The sequence below is a fragment of the Sorangium sp. So ce302 genome (genome assembly GCF_051530145.1).
In the GTDB taxonomy this organism is placed as follows: Bacteria; Myxococcota_A; Polyangia; order Polyangiales; family Polyangiaceae; genus Sorangium; species Sorangium cellulosum_B.
In genome coordinates, this window is record NZ_CP150326.1 from 7,697,046 (window position 1) to 7,716,982 (window position 19,937).

The window sequence follows — 19,937 nt, forward strand, 5'->3', positions numbered from 1 at the left end:
GCGCCTCTCTAAAACCTCCCGTCGCCAGGCAGCCGAGGACGGGCGCATCGCGTCGTTCCTCGTCGCCCTACTTCAGTAGGGTTCCTCGTCGCGCCTAGCGCTGCACCCGCCCTCGGCTGGCAGGTGGACGGGGAGGCGAGCACGCACACGGGAGACGAGACGGCAGACAGCAAGCCCGCTTGCGCGACCGCGCTGCGCTCAACCCCTCAGCCGCCCGCGACTTCCAGCATCGCCCGCAGGAGCGGCGGCGTGCGCCGCGGATCGCAGGGCGCCTTCACCGCCCGGCCCGCGACGACCGCGCTCATATGGCACGTCCCTGGCCGCGGCAGGTGATCCATCCAGTAGAGATCGAGCCGGTCGTCCGGCGCGAGCCGCCGCACCATCGGCTCGAGCGGCAGCATCAGCCCCTCGCGGAAGCGGGCCAGATAGACCACGTTCGACAGGCGAACAGGGGAGTTCAGCCCGATGCGCCGCCGCGTCCCGGACGCGTACGGGCCCGTGTGATCGATGAACTCCACCGTCTGGAGATCGCCGTAGAGGTCCGGCTCCGTCTTCTCGACCGTCACCAGCGTCCACGCGCAGAGCGGCCGCTGCGCCCGCAGGAGCGCGCGCGTCATCTGCTCGAAGTCGGGCAGATCCGCGGCCGCCCGCGCCTCGGTGTAGTGGCCGTGCGCGAACTGGTTGCGCTCGGCCTGCATCAGGTTCGAGAGCGTCTCGAACGTCTGGTTGTGCGACAGCTTGACGTCGAGCACCTCCCTCGCCATCGAGCCGATCGGATCGTCGCGATCGCCGAACGCCCGCGCGGCCGTGCGCGCGAGCTCGCGCCACGCGCCGAGCGCCAGGCCGTCGCGCGTGCGCGTGCGGCCGTGGAAATCGAGCAACGCGCCCCACCCGGGAGGCGCCCCGCCCGCGCCCGGACCGCTCGCGCCCGCGCTCCCCCCGCCCGCGCCCGGCCCGCTCGCGACGCCGCTGCGCGCCGAGGTCGGGGGCGCGCTGCCGCCGCTGAAGAAGGCCGAGACGAGCACCGTCGCGATGAAGCGCCACGTGCCCTCGAGCACGTCGAACAGCATCTTCACCCGCTCGATCGCGCTCGACGCCCCGATCGCCGCCCGCACCCGCCCCGCGATGGGATAGGGCAGCCCGCCGCTAAGCGCCGAGAGCACCCCGTGCGGATCGCCGCACTCGCGCGAGATCTCCGCCGCCCGCGCGCCCGCGTCGGCGTCGTGCAGGAGCTCCCACGACAGGGTCCGCGCGTGCTCGACCCTCCCGTCCAGGATGGGCGGCCGGCCGTGCCAGTCGCACTGCACCGCGCTCGCCATCACCGCCGGATCCGCCTTGCGGGGCACACACGCGGCGACCACGCCAGGCGCGAGCGGCGCGATCAGCGCGCCGGCGCCCGCGTGGGTCGCGACGACCGCCGCGAGCTCCTGCGCGAGCGCCCCGATGACGTGCGGCCCGACGCCGCCGAGCGCGCTCTGCTCCTCGATGCCGAACAGGACCGTCGCCCGGCGCCCGCTCCGCGACGCCTCGATCACCTCGAACGGCGCGGCGAAACGCGCGCTGGCCGCGCCGTCGCGGAGCTCCACCACGGGGGCGGACGCCGCCGACGCGCCCCGCTCGCGCTCCGCCGCGAGCGACGCGATCGCGTGCAGGCCGAGCTCGACCTCGCGGCCGGCGACGTCCGCCTCGCCGGCGACCGTGAAGTAACCGCACGCGAACGCCCCGAGCCCCGCGGCCTCCGCGGCCTCCAGGGCCTGCCGGGCCGCGGCGGCCGCCTCCGCGGCGCCGCCCCGCACGAGAACCACCGCCGTGCCGTCCGCGTCGCCGACCGGCCGATCCGGCCACAGCCGGTGCACCGCGACCAGCGCGGCCGCCGCGCGCGAGGGCGCGCCCGCCTCGATCGGCCGCAGCAGGACGAGCGCGCCCTGGCCCTTCCGCGCGAGCAGCGACGCGCACTCCTGCTCCAGCCCGGCGCGCGCGAGCAGGCCCGTCGCCGGGTCCACCGCCCCGGCAGGGACCGACAGCGCGGCGTAGCGGCGGTCGAAGAACGTCGCGCGCATGCCGCCGACGCAGACGAAGGTGCCGTGCACGAGCGGCGACTCCTCCCCGCGCGCGAGGTGCCGCGCGCCGACCTGCACGGGCACGCTGCACTCCTCGCGGCGGCGCAGCCACCAGCGCACGCCGTCGTGGCGCAGCGAGGCCGCGAGCCGCGACGCCACGTCGGGGTAGACGAGCTCGTTGCGCTCGTCGCCCACGTGCTCCACGCGGCCGAGCCGCAGCGCGCCGACCGGCTCGAGCCGGAGCTCGTGGAGGTAGCCGTCGCGCCCCTCGATCCGCAGCCGATCCGGCGCGTCCACCTCGCCGCGCCACAGCGAGAACCCGGGCGCCTGCGTGAGCCAGAGCGTGGCGCCGCCCGCCGCGACCGACCGCAGCTCGGCCCCGGGAGCGCCCTCGGGGCCGCTCGCCTCGACGGGCGCGGGCGGGACGCTCTCGCCCGCCGGAAGGTCCCCGCCGCTGTCTCTTCCGCCCGTCACGCGTCCCTGTCCATGGTGATCCCGCGAGCCGCGTTCCCCGAGCATCCGGGGGGCCCCTCGGGCGATTACCGCACCGCGCCACGGCAAATTCAACGCAAATGCGCTGGGGCGCATTCCTCGGCGGCCTCTCTGCACCGCCGCGCGCCGCCCGCCGCGGCTTGACGCCTCCGACGCGTTTGCATTTCCTTCCTCCGCGCCGGCAGCCCGCCCCCTGGGCGCGCTCATGGCGAAACCGACAACACAGTCCGAGCGGATCCAGGCGAAGCGAGCGCGTTGCGACCGACGAGCCAGGGGGTCTTCCGCGCTCCACGCCAACAACCGGGAGAGAGCCGATGGCAGATAGACAGAGACATCACGGGGTCAGCTCAGCGCGCCGCGACGCCCGGCGCTCCTCGCTCGAGCTGCTAGCGAAGGTCGGTCGCTCATCGCGGGTCTCCCTCGTCGCCGCGGTGGTCGCGCTGATCACCAGCGCGCCGGGGCGCCCCGCGCTGGCCGCGGACAAGGCGCCTGAGGGGCGATGGGTCGCTGGATGGCACAGCAGCCCGACGCCCGGCGGCACGTTCAACTCGCAGGATTGTCCCTCGGACGTCGGCCTCGCCGACCAGACGGTCCGGAACATCGTCCGCGTGAGCGCCGGCGGGAGCTCGGTGCGCGTGCGCATCTCCAACGCCGGCGGCAGCGAGCCGCTCAAGGTGGGCTCGGCGTCGGTCGCGCTCTCGGCCGGTGGAGCCGCCACGGTCGCGGGGAGCTCACTGCCGCTGCGCTTCGGAGGTCAGACCTCGATCGTCATCGCCGCGGGCGGTGAGGCGGTGAGCGACCCCGTGGCGCTGAAGGTCCAGCCGCTGCAGGCGCTGGCGGTGAACGTCTACCTTCCGGGCAAGACCGGGCCGATCACGCAACACTACTTTGCAGCACAGGACAACTTCCTCGCCTCGGGCAACCAGACAGGGAACGGCGCCGACAAGCAGTTCACACGGAAGATCTCGTGCTGGATGGCCGTGTCGGGCGTCGACGTCAAGGCCTCGCCGGACGTCGTCGGCACCCTGATCACGCTCGGCGATTCGATCACGGATGGATACCTGTCGACCAAGAACGACAACCATCGCTACCCCGATTACCTCGCGCAGCGCCTCGCCAGCCGGAAGGGGCCGACCCTCGCCGTGGCGAACGCCGGGATCATCGGGAACGAGCTGCTCACCGTCCGTCCGCAGCTCCAGTTCGGGTACCCGGTCCCTGCCCGCCTCGCGCGCGACGTGCTGACCCAGCCCGGAGCGCGCGCGATCATCTTGCTCGCAGGCATCAACGACATCGGCGATCGCTCCGCCAAGGCCGCGGATCTGATCCCGGCGATCCAGCAGATCATCCAGTCTGCCCGCGCCGCCGGGCTCAAGATCTACGGCGGCACCCTGGTGCCCTTCGCCGGCTCGAACGGCACCTACAAGGGCGACTACGGCACCGCCAAGGGCGAGCAGGAGCGGCAGAAGCTGAACACCTGGATCCGCACGAGCGGCGCCTTCGACGGGGTGATCGACTTCGACAAGGCCCTGCGCGACCCGGCCGATCCGAGCCGCCTGCTCCCGGCCTACGACGCGGACAAGCTGCACCCGAACGACGCCGGGTACCAGGCGATGGCGAACGCGGTGGACCTGGACGCGATCATCAACGCCGTCGTCAAAGCGACCTCCCCGTAACCAAGGGCGGCGGCGATCCGTCGCGATCGCGTGCGCCCCGCGGAGCTCGCGGTGGCTCGTCGCTCCGCCGCCGTCCGTCGCTCCGCCGCCGTCCTCCGCTGGCACGCCGGGCGCGGCGAATCCGCCCAAGGTGCGCATACCCGACGCCTCCGGCGCGCACGCATTCGAGCCCCCGCGCGCCCGCGCCTTCGCCGGGGGGAGCATCGAAGATGCAATGATTGTCTGTAGGCCCTACACATGATAAGTGGCGTTACCATTCCCGTCCGCGCGCCGATCGAGCCGCCCGGGACGAACGAGATTGTCCTGGTCGGAGGCGATCTGACTATGAGCTCTGACGACGGCGATCAAGGGGACTACAGGAAGCTCGCCAACGCGCTGCCTCAGATCATCTGGACGTGCGACGCCGAGGGACGCCTGGATTGGGTCAACGATCGATGGACCGAGCTCACCGGCCTCGGTCGCGAGGAGTCGCTCCGGGACAAGGGCGCGCTCGCCGCCGTGCACCCCGACGATCGGGCGCACGTACAGCGGTGCTTCGCCGAGGCCCTCTCCACCTCGAGCACCTGCGAGATGGAATACCGGCTCCGCACCCGGGCGGGTGTCTATCGCTTCCACCTCGGCCGGGTGGTGCCGATCCGGGGCGACGACGGCAAGGTCACGCGATGGGTGGCCGCCGTGTTCGACATGCATGATCAAAAGGAGGCCGAAGCGCTCGCGCGAGCGCGCGCAGATGAGCTCGCGGTGCTGATGGATGCCGTCCCGGCCGCGGTGCTCGTCGCCCGCGACCCAGGCTGCCAGGAGCTGCACGGCAACCGCGCCTTGCACGCGCTGCTCGGGAGCGATCCGGGGCAGAACCTGGCACGGACGGCCCTGGGCGCGGGAGACGACGCGGGAGACGACCGCGGCTTCAAGGTGCTGGTCGACGGCGTGAACCTGCCCCCGGGGGAGCTGCCCCTCCAGCGGGCGGCGCGCGGCGACGAGGTGACGCCCCACGAGATCGTGCTCGAGTTCCCGGACGGGCGCTCGATCCACCTGTACGGCGGGGCGGTGACGCTGCGCGAGCCGAGCGGCGAGCCGCGCGGCGCCATCAGCGCGCTCGTCGACGTGACGCGGCTCAAGGAGACAGAGGCTCGGCTCCACGAGGTGGCGCGCCAGAAGGACGAGTTTCTGGCGCTCCTGTCCCACGAGCTCCGCAATCCGCTCGCCCCCATCCTCACGGCGGTCCAGCTGATGGAGCTGCGCGGCAACGTCGCGACGCCGCGCGAACGCGAGGTGATCGCGCGCCAGGCGCAGCACCTGATACGGCTCGTCGACGACCTGCTCGACGTCGCGCGGGTGGCGCGCGGCAAGGTCACGCTCTCGAAGAAGTGGCTCGAGCTGGCGAGGGTCGTGGAGCAGGCGGTCGAGGCGACAGAGCCTCTCCTGGCGCAGCGAAGGCACAAGCTCACCTTGTCGGTGCCGACCGAGGGCCTCCCGATCGAGGGCGACGAGGTCCGCCTCACCCAGGTGGTCAACAACCTGCTCACGAACGCCGCGCGCTACACCCCGCCCGGAGGCCACATCGAGGTGACCGCCCGCCGCGAGGGCGGCGATGTCGTGCTGCGCGTCCGGGACGACGGCGAGGGCATCGATTCGAGCCTGCTGCCCCACGTGTTCGAGATGTTCGTGCAAGGGGAACGTGGCTCGGACCGAGCCCTGGGCGGGCTCGGCCTCGGGCTGTCCCTCGTGCGAACGCTGACGATGATGCACGGGGGCGTCGTGAGCGCGAAGAGCGCCGGCGTCGGTCGAGGCAGCGAGTTCACGGTGCATCTTCCAGCGGCGGCGGCCCCGCCCTCGGCGGCGCCCGAGGCTCGCCCGCCTCAATCGCGGCCGCCGCAGACGCGGCGCCGGCGCGTCCTGGTCGTGGACGACAACCGAGACGGCGCCGAGCTGATCGCGGAGATGTTGAGCAAGAGCGGCCACGAGGTGCGCATCGCTCACGACGCGTCACGCGCGCTGTCGCTCGTGGACGCCTTCCGGCCCCAGATCGCCATCCTCGACATCGGCTTGCCCGTGATGGACGGCTACACGCTCGGGCGCGAGCTCCACACGCGCCTCCAGGACGCCCCGCCGATCCTGATCGCCCTCAGCGGTTACGGCCAGGACAGCGACAAGCGCAGCAGCGACGCAGCGGGCTTCCGGCTGCACCTCGTCAAGCCGATCGACGCCAGGGTGCTCGTCCCGCTGCTCGACGGGCTCCCCGACGACGCCGGGGGGCGCTGAGAGCCGCTCACGCCGGGAGCGCCGTCGCCATCGCAGCGGCGAGGCCGAGCCGCGGCGCGCCCCGGCTCAAGCCACCTTTGCGGCGGAGAACGGATTCACGTACGTCGTGGCGCCGATCTGTGCCCAGGTGTCGTGGCGCCCGTCGAGGTACACCACCGGGACGCCCGTGAGGTCTGCGTCGTCGAGGCAGTTCAGGTTCACGGAGCAGAACTCCCCGCCGAGCTCCGGGATGTTTCCGTGCCCGAAGACGCGGATACCGCAGGTCTTGCAGAACCGGGCATGGCCGGCCTCGAACCGCGAATAGTCGCCGAGGACCTCCTCGCCGGCGAGCAGGCGGAAGGCGCTCGGCTTCACGATGGTGCCCCACCACCTCGTCTTCGTGCAGATCGTGCAGTTGCACTGCGTCGTCCCGGCGCTCGGGTCGAAGTCGGCCTCGAAGCGGACGGCGCGGCAAACGCAGCTGCCCTTGTAGGTCCGGATGCCGGCGGTGGTCGTTGTGTGCTCGGAAGCGGCGTTGCTCATGGGCGGTGGCTCCAGGGATGGGGGGCGGGGGCCGTAGGGCTCGTCGAGACGCGCCTTCGGACGCCTCGCCCGCGGGATGAGAGGAAGCTAGACTGGATTGCGGACAGATTCGGTCCGCAAGGAGACAGGCGACACATGGTCCAGACGTCCGCGCGGCTGCTGAAGCTCCTGTCGCTGCTGCAATCCCGGCGCTTCTGGACGGGCGGCGAGCTGGCCCGCGAGCTCGCGATCACCGAGCGCAGCGTCCGGCGCGACGTGGACAGGCTCCGGAGCCTCGGGTACCCCGTCCACGCGGCCACCGGCATCGGCGGCGGATACCAGCTCGGCGCCGGGAAGGAGCTGCCGCCGCTGCCGCTCGAGGACGACGAGGCCGTCGCCGTCGCCGTGGGGCTGCGCGCGGCGGCGACCGGACCCGTGAGGGGGCTGGAGGAGGCGTCGGTCCGCGCGCTCGGGAAGCTCGAGCAGGTGCTCCCCAAGCGGCTCCGGCGCAAGGTGACCGCGCTGGGCGCCGTGAGCGTGCGGCTGGGCGACAGCGGCCCCACCGTCGACGCGGACGCGCTCGCCGCCATGGCGAACGCGTGCCGCGACGCCGAGGTCCTGCGCTTCGACTACAGCAGCCACAGCGGCGCCGCGAGCTCGCGCGCGGTCGAGCCGTACCGGCTCGTGCACACGAGCCGCCGCTGGTACCTGCTCGCGTACGATCTCCAGCGAGACGCCTGGCGGACGTTCCGCGTCGATCGCATCCAGGGCAGGCCGAAGGCCGCGGGCCGCTTCAAGCCGCGCCCGCTGCCCGCGGAGGACGTGGCCGCCTACGTGTCGAGGTCGGTCTCCACGGACGCCTACCCGATCCGCGCGCGCGTGACCGTGCACGCCCCCGCGCAGGCCGTCTCGGAGCGGCTCTCGGGCGTGGCGGGGCGCATCGAGGCGCTTTCGCCGGACCGCTGCGTGGTCCACACCGGCGGCGGGAGCCTCGATGCGCTCGCGTTCCACCTCGGGTTCATGGGGTTCGAGTTCGAGGTGCACGAGCCCGAGGAGCTCATCGAGCAGCTCCGCCGCCTGGCCGAGCGCCTCGGCCGGGCCGCGGGGCGGAGCGGGGCGGCGGGAGAAGGCCCAGGCGCGCGGTGAAAGGCCGGAGTCGCCACGCCGCGCCTGCGCGGGCGAGAGGCATCCTGAAGAGATGGGATGTGCCGGCGCCGAAGCGCGCACGGTGAGCAGGTCGCGACGTCAGGTCCAGTTGCAGAACTCGAGCGAATCCGGGTCCGATGTGACCTGGACTTCCACTTCAGAGCAGTCGACAGGCTCGTAGGAGTCGAACCCCTCGCCCTGCGGCGCCGCGACGCACTTGCCGCAGCCGAACCCGGCCGGGAAGCTCTCGGACCAGCCGAACCCCTGGCCGGAGTCGTCGCGCCAGACGATGACGTGCCGCGAGCTCACCCCGAGGAGCGCTGTATCGAGCACGTCGGGGTCGATCTCGCCCCCGGGCATCTGGGTGCCCGGCGCGAGGAGCATGACGAAGCCCATGCCGACACCGTTGCTGTTGAGCGCCTCGCGCGGCGGCGCCGACCCGAAGCCGACGGTGAACGTCGCGCCGGAGAGGCTCCCCTCGCCGAAGTTGAAGCCGTAGTCGGGGCTGGACGAGCTCACGATCCAGACGGCGGCCACCACGGCGCCCTCTGGAGCCGTCTCCCCCGTGATCGGTCCGGTGACCGTGAATCCCCCCGCCCCGCCGCCCTCTCCGGTGCTGCCGCCCGGGCCTTCCTGCGTGTCATCCGAGCATGCGGGCAAGGCAAACATCATCCCCATCAACCCTGCGAACACCCATCGTGCGCTCTTCATATCCACCATCGAGCACAGCGCGCTCGATAACGGAAGCGAACCGCACTGTTTCCAGGGCGCAAAATCCTGCTCGATCCGCCCCGTTCACCCATGTTGAAGACCTGTTCCCTCACGCGACGCGGACCGGCTCACTCCGAGAGCGCCGCCGCGATCGTCGCGTCGAGCCCGGCGCCCCGGCCCTCGAGGAAGCGCGCATCGTCGACCGCCTCCCCCAGCGCCGCGCGCGCGGCCTCGACGCACGCCTCGAGCGCCGGTAGCTCGATGGGCGGCACCGGCGTGCCGATGGCCTCGCGGAGCGCCGCGGCGCCGCCGAGCAGTCGCGCGCCGCGCTCCGCCTTCCCCGCCCGCACCGCCGCGCACGCCAGCGCCTCCAGCACGCTCGCGGAGCGCCAGAGATCGCCGAGCTCCCGGTGCAGCCGCAGGCTCGCCCGCAGGCGCCGCTCCGCGAGGGCGAGATCGCCGCGCTCGATGGCGATGAGGCCCAGGATGTTGCTCGTCCAGGCGATCCCCTCCTTGAATTTGACCTGCCGCGACAGGCCCTCGCTCTCCTCGCAGAGGCGGACCGCCTCGCCGAGCTCCCCGCGGTAGAACGCCGCGCAGCCGAGGTAGAGCAGCGCCGTCGCGGTCCCCTCGCGATCGCCCGCGCGACGGAGCTCCGGCAGGGCGAGGCGGCACGCGCCCTCCGCGCGCGCGGTGTCGCCCGAGAGCCACGCCGCGAAGCCCGAGTAGCCGAGCGCGCGCGCCGCCTCGAGCGTGTCGCCGCGGCGCGTGGCCAGCGCGAGGCTCTCGCCGTGCAGCGTGAGCGCGCGCGCGTAGTCGCCCTGCTCGCGGGCGACGCTCCCGAGGATCTGGATCACCGACGCGAGCCCGCCCTCGTCCCCGAGCTCGCGGTAGAGCGTCGCGCCCCGCTCGAGCAGCGCGCGCGCCTCGCGATAGTCGCACTGGAGGAGCGCGAGCCTCCCCGCGCCCCGGAGCGCCGACGCCACGTGCTCGGGCGCGACGCCCCCGGCGCCCGCGAGCGCCCGGCCGAGCCACGCGCGGCCCTCCTGGTAGTGCCCGTGGATGTACCAGAACCGCGAGAGCGCCGCGGCGAGGCGCACCGCGGCGCCCGCGTCGGCGCCCGCGAGCGCGAGCTCCAGGGCGAGGCGGAGGTTGTCGTGCTCGAGATCGAGCGCCGCGAGCCACGCGGCCTGCTCGGTCCCGCCGAGCGCCTCGGCCGCGCGATCGGCGAGCTCCAGCGACAGCTCGACGAAGCGCCGGTTGCACGCCTCGGCGGCGCCCTCCTCCGCGAGCCGATCGAGGCCGTACTCGCGGAGGATCGTGAGCATCTGGAACCGCGGCTCCTCGCCCGCGACCTGGAGCACGAGGCTCTTGTCGATCAGCGACTCGAGGATCCCGAGCGTGTCGAGCGCCGGATCGCGGGAGGCGCACATCTGGTCCGCCATGGCCAGCGAGAAGCCGCCCGCGAACACGGCGAGCGTGCGGAACGCCAGCTGCTCCTCCGGATCGAGGAGGCCGTAGCTCCAGTCGATGGCGGCGCGCATGGTCTGCTGGCGCTCGGGCAGATCGCGCGCGCCGCCCGTGAGCAGGCGGAACGAGCCCGCGGGCGCGGAGGAGCGCCCGGCGGCCCCGCGGTCGCCGAAGCGCGAGAGCAGCGCCGCGGGGGTGAGGACCCGGAGGCGCGACGCGGCGAGCTCGATCGCGAGCGGCAGGCCGTCGAGGCGCGCGCAGATCTCCACGATCTCCGCGGCGTTGTCGGGGCCGAGCTGGAAGCCGGGCTTGATCGCGGCGGCCCTGCGGCAGAACAGGCTCACCGCCGAGCTCGCCAGCGCGGCGTCGACCGTGACGTCGCGCGGCTCCGGCACCTCCAGCGGCGGCACGACGTAGCGCCGCTCGCCCGAGAGGTTCAGCGCGGCGCGGCTCGTCACGAGGAGCGAGAGGTGCGGGCAGCTCGCGGCGAGGTGCGCGATCGCCGGCGCCGCGGCCGTCAGGTGCTCCAGGTTGTCGAGCAGGAGCAGCAGGCGGCGGTCGCGGAGGAACTGGACCACGCGCTCGAGATCCGGCCGCGCGCCGCCCTCGCCGAGGCAGAGCGCCTGCGCGATCGCCGAGGGCACCAGCGCCGCCTCGCGCAGCGACGCGAGGGGCACGAAGCAGACGCCGCCCGGGAACACGGGGACGAGCTCCTCGGCGACCTGGAGCGCGAGCCGGGTCTTGCCGGTGCCGCCGACGCCGGTGAGCGTGAGCAGGCCGGCCTCGGGGTCGAGCAGGAGCGCGGCGATCTCGGCGCGCTCGCGGGCGCGGCCCACGAACGGCGTGCGCTGGACCGGCAGGTTGTGGCGCGGCCGCTCGGCCTCCGGCGCGCCGAACAGGCCGAGCGGCGGCGTGCTGTGGGAGCCGGGCGGCGGCGGCGAGGTGCCGAGCGGCGGCGTGCCATGGGAGCCGAGCGGCAGCGAGGTGCCGGGCGGCAAGGTGCCGTGGGGGCCGAGCGGCGGAGCGCCGTGGAGGCCGGGCGGCGAGGTGCCGTGGAGGCCGGGCGGCGGCAAGAAGCGGTCCGAGTCGCGGTGCGCGCCGCCGGGGAGCGCCTGGGGCGGGGCCTCGACCGTGCCCGCGAGCTCGATGGTGTCGGTGCTGAGCATGTCCGCGGGCACGCCGCCCCCGGGCGACGCCGGCAGGCCGGCGCCGGGCGGCTCGGCGGCCGCCGAGGAGCCCTCGAGCGCTGCGCGCAGCGCGAGGCTCTGCTGGCGGACCGAAGGGAAACGCCCGGCCGGGTCGCGGTCGCACGACCGCAAGAACCACGCGTCGAACGCGGGCGGGAGCCACCGCCAGCGCGTCGACGGCGGGTAGAGCCGCATCACGAGGAGCGCCGCCATCAGCTCGGCCATGCTGTTCGCGGTCCAGTAGATGTCGCCGGTCAGGAGGCGGACGGCGATGAGGCCGATCGCCCACACGTCCGCCGCGGGGCCGATCTGGTCCGAGCGCCCGCGCGCCTGCTCGGGGGCCATGTAGATGGGCGTGCCGATCGCCGTGCCCGTGGCGGTGATCCCGCCCGACGCGCCGAGCGCGCCCGGGTCGACCGCCTTGACCAGGCCGAGGTCGAGGATCTTCACGCGCTCCCGCCCGTCGTCGCCGATCGCGAGGAAGAGGTTCGCGGGCTTGAGATCGCGGTGGGAGAGGCCCCGCGCGTGGGCGAGCTCGAGGGTCTCGGCGACCTCGCCGAGCCAGCGCTGCACCTCGCCGGGCGAGCGCCTGCCCTGGGTGGTGACGAGCTGCTCGAGGTCGTGGCCCCGGAGCAGCTCCATCACCAGGAAGGGGGCATCGTCGAGCTCGCGGGCGAAGCCGGCGTCGAGCATGCGCACGAACCCGGGCGCGTCGAGGAGCCGCATGGCCCGGATCTCGCGCTCGAACCGGGAGGCCGCCGCCGTGCCGGCCGCGTGCGTCCGGAGCAGGACCTTCACCGCGACCTGACCGCCTCCGTCGAGGTCGTCGGCCATGTACACAACGCCCGCGCCGCCGCGGCCGATCTCGCTCAGGAGACGGTAGCGGCCACCAAGGACGAGCGGGCGATCCGGAGAGAGCATGAGGCGGCCGCGACCGGGACGAGCTCGGGAGGGGCCACGGCGGCGGCAGCTTACCACAGGGGGCGCCAACGCCCCGCCATCGGCGGCTTCCGTCCACCGTGAGGTGTCCTCGGGAGAGAGAGCGGCGCCCGAGCTCCCGCTCGGCATGTTCGCCCGGGGCTCTCACGCGCTCTCCGCGACGGAGCCCGGTTGGGCGAAGCCGCTCCTTCGGATCGGCGCAAGTCCCACAGCAACGCATCGCGTCATTCACCGGCGCCGCACGACTGTGTCACTTGAATGTTATCTGCAATCAGATTGCTAATAACTCTTCTCCAGGAGCATCGACTGGCGGTATAGGAAGCGTGCGCTTCAAGGCGTCGAATCACGAGGAGGCGGGGCGATCGCATTCGCACGCTGGCGAGCACGCGCTCGGCCGCCGGGCGTGCGTCGTTGCGCGCTCCTGGCCGGTCATCGCCGCGCCTGGCCGGGATCTGCGGCAGCGCCTGGATCGCTCGTGTCATCCGCTCAGGAGAAATGGATGCGACTGCTGAAATACAAACCTAGCAAGCTGGCCGTCACCGCCCGGAGGAACCGACAGGAGCTCATCCAGGCCGGCCTCACCCGGCGCGATCTCGTCAAGATGGGGCTCATGGCGGGCAGCGGCTACCTGGTCACCAAGAGCGGGCTGAGCGCGCGCGCCAGCGACGAGCCCGAGAGCCCGCCCACGACGCCGTGGTCTCAGCCGCTGGTCGTTCCGCCCGTCGCCTCCCCCGTCACCTTGACGCCGGCGCCGGCGGAGCTCGCCGTGACCGGGGAAGCGCCGCGGGCGGCGCACCCGTTCTGGACCCGCTTCTTGCCCCAGAAGAAGTACGAGCTCCGGGCCCAGGTGTTCCAGCACAGCTACCACCCTGAGCTGCCCTCGAACACAGCGTGGGGCTGGGGCGGCACGTTGCCGGGCAAGACGATCATGGCGCGTTATGGCGAGCCGATCTCCGTGCGCTTTCACAACGAATTGCCGGCGCTCTCGGCGCACGCGGGCTTCGGCCGGCCCGAGGTCTCGACCCACCTGCACAACCTGCACACGGCGCCGCCGAGCGACGGCTTCCCCAACGACTTCTACGCCACGGGCCTGTTCAAGGATCACCATTACATCAACGCGTACGCCGGCTTCGACACGCCCGCGTACTTCCCGCTCGGCGACCCGCGCGAGGCGCTCGGCACGCTCTGGTATCACGACCACCGCGCCGATTTCACGTCGCAGAACGTCTACCGTGGCCTCGCCGGCTTCTATCTGCTCTTCGACGACGTCGACTCGGGCGACGAGGGAGACACGAGCCCGACGGCGCTCCGGCTCCCGAGCGGCGAGTACGACGTGCCGCTCCTGTTCACCGATCGGGTCTTCGACGAGGACGGCCAGATCTACTTCGACATGTTCAACTTCGACGGCATCCTGGGAGACAAGTTCCTCGTCAATGGCAAGATCCAGCCATTCTTCAAGGTCGCCCGGCGCAAGTACCGATTCCGCCTGCTCAACGGCGGGCCGTCGCGCTACTACCGGTTCTACCTGAGCAACGGGGCCAATTTCACGATCATCTCGAGCGACGGCAACCTGCTGCCGGCGCCCATCACCGCGCAGAGCGTGCGGCTCGCCGTGGCCGAGCGGGTCGACGTCATCATCGATTTCACGAACGCGGCGATCGGCGCCAACATCATCCTCGAGAACCGCCAGGCCCAGGACGACGGCCGCGGGCCGGATGAAGACATCCTGCCCGCAGGACAGGGCAATGCCGTCCTGCGCTTCGAGGTCGACCGCAACGCCCCCGACCCGAGCCAGGTGCCCGCCACGCTGCGCCAGCTGCCGCCTGTCAACCTGAGCGAGGTCGTCGCGACGCGCACGTGGGAGCTGGAGCGAACGAACGGCGCGTGGGCCATCAACGGCCAGTTCTACGACCCGAACGTCGTCCGGGCGAACCCGACCCGAGGCACCGCCGAGATCTGGACCTTGAACAACTCGTCGGGCGGATGGTCGCACCCTCTCCACATTCACCACGAAGAGTTCCGGATCCTCAGCATCGACGGCGCGCCGCCGCCGCCGCGCCTCGCCGGGCGGAAGGACGTCATCGACGTGGGTCGGCTCACGGGCTCAGAGATCCAGATCTTCCTGCGGTTCCGCGACTATGTCGGGCGCTACGTGATGCACTGTCACAACACGCTCCACGAGGACCACGCGATGATGCTCCGCTGGGACATCATCCCCTGACCGGAGCCGGAGACGCCGTATGTCGAACCGTGTCCGGATGCTTCGCTGGGGCCTGTACGCGCTGTGCGCGCTCGCCCCGGCGGCCTACGTCATGGCCAGCGAGGGGCTCCCGGCGAAGCCGCGGACGGTGGCGCGCTTCGCGCCCAGCCCGGGCGGCTTCGGCGCCGACTACTTTCCCGACGTGACGCTGCGCACCCACGAGGGAAAGGAGGTTCGCCTCTATGACGACCTCCTCAAGGACAAGGTCGTCGTCATCAACTTCATGTATGCGCGCTGCGAGGGGATCTGCCCGGGCACCACCGCCAACCTGCGCAGGGTGCAAAACAGGCTCGGGGACGCGGTCGGCCGCGACGTCTTCATGTACTCGTTCACCCTCAAGCCCGAAGAAGACACGCCCGACGTGCTGCGCACGTACGCGGCGGCCCACGGCGTCAAGCCGGGCTGGCTCTTCCTGACAGGGAGCGCCGGCGATCTCGATCTCGTGCGGCGCAAGCTCGGCTTCGTCGACCCCGATCCGGAGATCGACGGGAGCGCATCGTCGCATATCGGCGTGGTCCTGTACGGGAACGTGGCCCACCAGCAGTGGGCCGCGTGCCCCTGCCTGACGAACCCCGACGTCATGCTGGAGCAGATCCTCTGGATGCTCCCGCAAGAGAAGCGCCCCGGCATCGGCGTCGCGCCCCGCGCGCCCGCCGAGGTCAGCCAGCTGCCGCCGGCCCACCCGTGACGCCGCCGCGATACGCCCTCGCGAGGCTCGCGCTCGCCCCGCTGATGACCGTCCTCGCCTGCCGCGGCGGAGGCGAGGACGGCGCCCGCTATCACAGCCGGGGCGTGCTCCGCAACATCGCGTATCCGGACGGTCAGCGGGTCTTGCTCATCCATCACGAGCCGATCCCCGACTTCGTGAGCCGCGACGGCCGCAAGAAGGGCATGGCCTCGATGGCGATGCCGTTCGGCGTCGCCCGAGAGGTGTCGCTCGATGGCCTGGCGCTCGACGACACGATCGAGTTCACGTTCGTCGTCGACTGGGAGCGGTACCCGACGTCGCTCGTCACCGACGTCAAGGAGCTGCCGCCCGGCACGCCTCTGCAGACACCGCCTCCCTGACGCGCGCCGCGCGAAGCGCTCCCTCGCGTTGCGGGAAGCAGGTATGCTCGGCGCCGCGTTGGAGGGATGGCGCCGAGCACCAGCGAGAGCCCGCGCTCCGGCGCGACCCGCGGCCACGGAGCCGGCGCTCCGCGGCCCGGAACGCCGCCCCCCGCTGCTCGCCAGGAGAGAGCTCCATGACCAGCACCGTTGACAAGAGCGACGTGTTCCTCATCCCGATGCCCGGCAAGCGCGTGGCGCGCATCCCCGTCGCGGTCCTCGAGCGCTACCTCGACGAGGCCACGCGCGTCGTGCACGACCCCGCCGAGCCGGAGAGCGACGTGACCGCCCACGGGATGTCCGTCGACCCCGCGACGGGCGCGAGCGTCTGGCACACCGAGTGGGAGCTCGGCCCTTGCGACTACACCGACGAGAGCGGGTTCCCGCAGAGCGCCTACGCCTGGCACCGCCACCCGCTCGGGACCGAGTACACCGAGATCTACCAGAAGTGAGCGCGCCCCGGCCGGCCGTGCCCCGCTCCTGCCCGCGCGCGCCTCGCGCGCCTCACGCTCCACGCGCGCTCCACGCGAAAGCTCGCCCGCGCCGCCTGCGCCGACCGAGCGTGCCGCTCCTCGCGGCGGCCGCCGGCGCGCTCCTCCTCGCCTCGCTCGCCTCGGCCTGCATCGAGCGCGGTTATCCCCTCGCCGGGAGCGGGCAGGTCGAGCTCCGCGCCGACGTCGCCGGGCCGCTGTTCGCCGCCGACACGCTCGACGAGGCGGGCAAGCCGGTGCTGCCCCGCCAGAGCCCCTGGCGGACCGCGGTCTCGCTCAAGCTGACCGAGGCGAACGAGCCGGCGTACGGCGGCTACGTCGAGGTCCGCGCCGTCCCGAGCGAGGCGCTCGCGCTGCACCCCGCGGGAGACGACCAGGAAGCCGGGGCCTCGTGCGGCCTGAAGGACGGCGCGTTCCGCTGCACCGCCGGAACCCAGGGCTACGCCCGCTTCACCGCCGCCTCGGAGGGCGACTGGTCCGGCGAGGCGCGGCTCGTCGTCTCGTGGGCCGACCGCACCGAGGAGCTCCCGATCACGATCCTCCCCGCGGGCTTGCCGGAGGACGCCACCAACTTCGCGCTCATCGCGGGGGGCCTCGGCGACAGCGACCGGGTGCTCGCGACCTACGTCCCCCTCATGTGCACGATCGGCCCCCTGCCGGACGATCTCGGCGCCACCTGGCGGCCGGGCGCGATCCGGGCGCGCGAGGCGCGCGTCCGCGCGTCGCCTCCCCTGGACGCGCCGGGCGTCGTGGAGCACGCGCCGGTGATCATCGAGTCGCTGCACAGCGAGGCCGCCCTCTCGCTCACCCCCGATTGCCTCGAGCGGACCTCGCGCCTGCGCGTGCTGCTCGGCGCGACCGGGGAGAGCCCGCCCTTCATCCTGTGCTTCAGCGACCTCGGCGGCGAGGTGAAGATCGCCGTGAGCTCGGGGCAGAAGGCGCTCGACCCGATCCCCTCGCTCACCGTCGACCCCGAGCCGCGCCTGCTCCGCGTGCGCGCCCTCCGGAGCGTCGTCGCCGCGGGGACGCCCGGCGATCTCTTCGAGGTGAGCGCCTACAACGCCGAGCGCGTGCGCATCGCCGTCCCCGTCGACCTGACCGTCGGCGACGACCAGGTGATCGCGCTCGGCGAGGCGTCGGTGACCCTGCGCGGCGAGGACAGCGAGGCGACGATCATCCAGGGCGTCGCTGTCGCGCCGGGGACGACGACGCTCCGTGTGACGCCCCGCCTGCTCGCGAGCCCGGAGTGCTCCTCCGAGCCCATCACCGTCACGCCGGAGCCAAAGCCGGAAGAGGACGCCGAAACGGAGACTGAGCCGGAGCCTGAGCCGGGCGCCGGAGGGGGAGGCTCGCCGTGAGCGCACGCAGATCCGCCATGTTCCTGTCGGCCGTGGCGCTCGCGCTCGCGATCGCCGCGCCCGCCACCGCGCCGGCGCAGGACGATCCCGAGACGGACACCGGGGAGACCGAGGACGAGGAGACGCCGGAGCCGGCCACCTCCCTGAGGCGCCCGACCGACGCGGCGCCGATGGCCGTCCCCGCCGACTTCGGCGGCAGCCTGCAGGTCGTGCGCGCGCCGGCGGGCACGGCCAGCGCCGCTTCGTCGGCCGGCGGGCCGGAGATCTTCCCGGACGCGCGCCGCGTCTGGATGAGCGTCCGCGACACCGATCCGGTCCCGATCGAGGCCGCGCGCCGCGGCGGACGCTGGCTGTGCAGCGGCGGCGGCTGCGCCGCGCAGACCGGCGATCCCGGGCAGAGCCCGATCGGCGACCAGATGCTGCGCTCGATCAAGCTTCAGACCCCGACGCTGCCCCTGCCGCTCACGGTGTGGGGGCGGCTCACCGAGGACGGCCAGCGCCTGCTCGACTTCGACCCGGTGCTGCTCGGCCGCCGCTCGTACCGGCACGTCTGCGCCTACCGCCCGGTCGCCGACGCCCCGCGGTCTCCCGTGGGCGCGCCCGCCGCGCCGTCGCCGCCGTCGTCGCTATCGCCGCTGTCGTCCGATCGCGTGGACGTCTGCCGCGACGGCCGGCCCGAGCCGCCGCCGGCCGACGCGGGCGAGCTCACGCTGGGCATGCAGTGGCCGAAGCAGTCGGAGATGGCCGATTTCCACTACCTCGCCATCGTCGACAGCTGCGGCAACGCCCGGGTGCAGCCGTTCCAGCGCACGTTCACCGTGCCGGTCCTCGAGGTCGCCTCGGGCGGCTGCGGGCGCCCCGATGGCAAGGTCCTCCGCGTCTTCCCGGGCGGCGGCTGGCTCCGGGTCACCGCCTTCAACCTCCACGCGCCCGCGGCGGCCAACGTCGTCAACGCGACGTACCGGGTCACCATCCCGCCGCTCGAGAACCTCGTCGAGTCGAACCCGGCGCGGCTCCTCTTCCCCGATCCGCTCGCCGACGACCTGAAGGTCGACTGCGGCCCCACGCCGATCGCGCCCCGCGCGGATGCCGGGAGCCTCCCGCCGCCCGGGAGCGCCCGTCCGCCCGGGCCGCGGGCGGCGTCCCCTGCCCCGCCGGGCGGCCGAAACCCTCCCCGCGCGGCCGGACAGCTCCAGGGCGGCGCAGGCGCCGGCCGGCGGCCCTCGACGGCGGCGCAGGCCGGTCCGACGGCGCAGCCCGGCGCGGTGGAGCAGGCCCCGCCTCCGGCGCAGGCCCAGCCGCCGGCCGGGCTGCCGCCTCCTCGCCGGGCGCCCGACGTGGATCCATCGCGCCCCGGGCCACAACCGCTCGCGCACGGCGCGGTCGTCATCTCGCCGGCGCCGCTCCGGCTGGGCAACTGCCGGATCCGGCTGACGGGCCAGGCCAAGCACCGGCTCGTGGCGCCGCTCGCGCTCCATGTCTCGCTGACGCGCACCGATCAGATGCGGAGCGGCACGCCGATCGAGCTCCTCCAGAACGGCACGTGGATCGTCACGCCGAGCAGCGCGGAGTTCGCGCTCCCGCCGCTCGCGGAGGACTTCGACGGGGACGCGCGGCTCCGGCTGGCCGTCTACAGCGATCCGCTGAGCCCGCAGGGCAAGGTGGTGCTCGTCTCCGACGCGGGCCGCGTCGCGAGCTCGCTGCGCTCGAACGAGCCCGGCGAGCCGGAGCGCGCCCGGCGCCTCGTGGGATCGGTGGCGATCCACTCGGTCCCGCTGTGCGGCGAGGACAACTTCCAGACGCTCGAGGCCGCGGGGACCTGCTTCCGCGCGTACCTCACCGTCCCGGCGATGCTGGCGACGCTGCAGGTCACCCGCGCGCCGTGGGTGGAGAAGCCCCTCGTCACGCGGAGCGTGCTCAGCGCCGTCGGCGTCGCGCTCGCGATCGACCGCTACGACCCGGTGGAGCGCCGGGCCTTCCCGATCGCGGCGCAGCTCGGCGGCTTCGTGCAGACGCTCGGCGAGGGGCGGGTCGGCCTCCTCGGCTACGTCGGCGTCGCGCCGACGATCCCCATCCTCGGCTCGGGCGGCAACACCACGTCGTTCGGCTTCCTGGCGGGGCTCGGGCTCGAGTACATCACCAACGACGCCGGGCCCGACGAGGGGCTCAAGCCCGCCGCGTTCGTGTCCGCGGTCGTGCAGGTGGGCCAGGCCGCCCCGCAGGTCTCCACGAGCGGCCGGGCGAGCTTCGGCACCTACGCCGGCGACTGAGCCGCCGCGG

13 protein-coding genes are annotated in these 19,937 nt (G+C 73.3%); 9 read left to right on the plus strand and 4 right to left on the minus strand.

All coding sequences use genetic code 11. The features are described 5' to 3' along the window. Positions 1–206 precede the first annotated feature (206 nt). Positions 207–2,534: a hypothetical protein gene (locus WME73_RS29085; protein ID WP_437911639.1), complete on the minus strand. Its 2,328-nt coding sequence runs from the start codon at positions 2,532–2,534 to the stop codon at positions 207–209. Between the two features lie 332 nt (positions 2,535–2,866). On the opposite strand from WME73_RS29085, the gene WME73_RS29090 reads away from it, so the two are divergent. Together WME73_RS29090 and WME73_RS29095 are read left to right on the plus strand one after the other, a co-directional pair. After that, positions 2,867–4,225: an SGNH/GDSL hydrolase family protein gene (locus WME73_RS29090; RefSeq protein WP_437739649.1), complete on the plus strand. Its 1,359-nt coding sequence runs from the start codon at positions 2,867–2,869 to the stop codon at positions 4,223–4,225. A gap of 324 nt (positions 4,226–4,549) precedes the next feature. Beyond that, a complete protein-coding gene (locus WME73_RS29095; RefSeq protein ID WP_437739650.1) occupies positions 4,550–6,487 on the plus strand; it encodes a PAS domain-containing hybrid sensor histidine kinase/response regulator in 1,938 nt (645 codons plus the stop codon). A gap of 66 nt (positions 6,488–6,553) precedes the next feature. On the opposite strand, the gene WME73_RS29100 is transcribed toward WME73_RS29095, so the two are convergent. Continuing rightward, positions 6,554–7,009 (minus strand): GFA family protein, encoded by a 456-nt coding sequence (locus WME73_RS29100; RefSeq protein ID WP_437739651.1) that lies wholly within the window; start codon positions 7,007–7,009, stop codon positions 6,554–6,556. Between the two features lie 135 nt (positions 7,010–7,144). On the opposite strand from WME73_RS29100, the gene WME73_RS29105 reads away from it, so the two are divergent. After that, positions 7,145–8,134, plus strand: a complete 990-nt coding sequence (locus WME73_RS29105) for a helix-turn-helix transcriptional regulator (protein WP_437911640.1) — start codon at positions 7,145–7,147, stop codon at positions 8,132–8,134. Between the two features lie 99 nt (positions 8,135–8,233). On the opposite strand, the gene WME73_RS29110 is transcribed toward WME73_RS29105, so the two are convergent. Both WME73_RS29110 and WME73_RS29115 read right to left on the minus strand, forming a co-directional pair. Further along, entirely contained in the window at positions 8,234–8,845 is a 612-nt protein-coding gene (locus WME73_RS29110; protein WP_437911641.1) for a hypothetical protein, read from the minus strand. 128 nt (positions 8,846–8,973) lie between these two features. Continuing rightward, a complete protein-coding gene (locus tag WME73_RS29115) occupies positions 8,974–12,423 on the minus strand; it encodes a protein kinase domain-containing protein (protein WP_437911642.1) in 3,450 nt (1,149 codons plus the stop codon). A 517-nt stretch (positions 12,424–12,940) separates the two neighbouring features. On the opposite strand from WME73_RS29115, the gene WME73_RS29120 reads away from it, so the two are divergent. From WME73_RS29120 to WME73_RS29145, 6 genes are all read left to right on the plus strand, one after another. Further along, the gene (locus WME73_RS29120) at positions 12,941–14,662 is read left to right on the plus strand and encodes a multicopper oxidase family protein (RefSeq protein ID WP_437911644.1); all 1,722 of its coding nucleotides are present in this window, start codon (positions 12,941–12,943) and stop codon (positions 14,660–14,662) included. 19 nt (positions 14,663–14,681) lie between these two features. Further along, positions 14,682–15,389, plus strand: a complete 708-nt coding sequence (locus WME73_RS29125; protein WP_437911645.1) for an SCO family protein — start codon at positions 14,682–14,684, stop codon at positions 15,387–15,389. Further along, a complete protein-coding gene (locus WME73_RS29130) occupies positions 15,386–15,769 on the plus strand; it encodes a hypothetical protein (protein WP_437911646.1) in 384 nt (127 codons plus the stop codon). Before WME73_RS29125 ends, WME73_RS29130 begins: the two co-directional genes overlap by 4 nt. Before the next feature lie 176 nt (positions 15,770–15,945). Then, positions 15,946–16,260, plus strand: a complete 315-nt coding sequence (locus tag WME73_RS29135; protein WP_012237857.1) for a hypothetical protein — start codon at positions 15,946–15,948, stop codon at positions 16,258–16,260. A gap of 110 nt (positions 16,261–16,370) precedes the next feature. After that, positions 16,371–17,657, plus strand: coding sequence for a hypothetical protein (locus WME73_RS29140; RefSeq protein ID WP_437911647.1), 1,287 nt, complete (start codon positions 16,371–16,373; stop codon positions 17,655–17,657). Beyond that, positions 17,654–19,927: a hypothetical protein gene (locus tag WME73_RS29145; RefSeq protein ID WP_437911648.1), complete on the plus strand. Its 2,274-nt coding sequence runs from the start codon at positions 17,654–17,656 to the stop codon at positions 19,925–19,927. Before WME73_RS29140 ends, WME73_RS29145 begins: the two co-directional genes overlap by 4 nt. Positions 19,928–19,937 lie beyond the last annotated feature (10 nt).

Excerpts from the sequence above, each read along its gene's own strand:
- WME73_RS29090 (WP_437739649.1), top strand. The coding sequence starts at position 2,867 with ATGGCAGATAGACAGAGACATCACGGGGTCAGCTCAGCGCGCCGCGAC.
- WME73_RS29095 (WP_437739650.1), top strand. The coding sequence starts at position 4,550 with ATGAGCTCTGACGACGGCGATCAAGGGGACTACAGGAAGCTCGCCAAC.
- WME73_RS29100 (WP_437739651.1), bottom strand. The coding sequence starts at position 7,009 with ATGAGCAACGCCGCTTCCGAGCACACAACGACCACCGCCGGCATCCGG.
- WME73_RS29105 (WP_437911640.1), top strand. The coding sequence starts at position 7,145 with ATGGTCCAGACGTCCGCGCGGCTGCTGAAGCTCCTGTCGCTGCTGCAA.
- WME73_RS29110 (WP_437911641.1), bottom strand. The coding sequence starts at position 8,845 with ATGAAGAGCGCACGATGGGTGTTCGCAGGGTTGATGGGGATGATGTTT.
- WME73_RS29115 (WP_437911642.1), bottom strand. The coding sequence starts at position 12,423 with ATGCTCTCTCCGGATCGCCCGCTCGTCCTTGGTGGCCGCTACCGTCTC.
- WME73_RS29120 (WP_437911644.1), top strand. The coding sequence starts at position 12,941 with ATGCGACTGCTGAAATACAAACCTAGCAAGCTGGCCGTCACCGCCCGG.
- WME73_RS29125 (WP_437911645.1), top strand. The coding sequence starts at position 14,682 with ATGTCGAACCGTGTCCGGATGCTTCGCTGGGGCCTGTACGCGCTGTGC.
- WME73_RS29135 (WP_012237857.1), top strand. The coding sequence starts at position 15,946 with ATGACCAGCACCGTTGACAAGAGCGACGTGTTCCTCATCCCGATGCCC.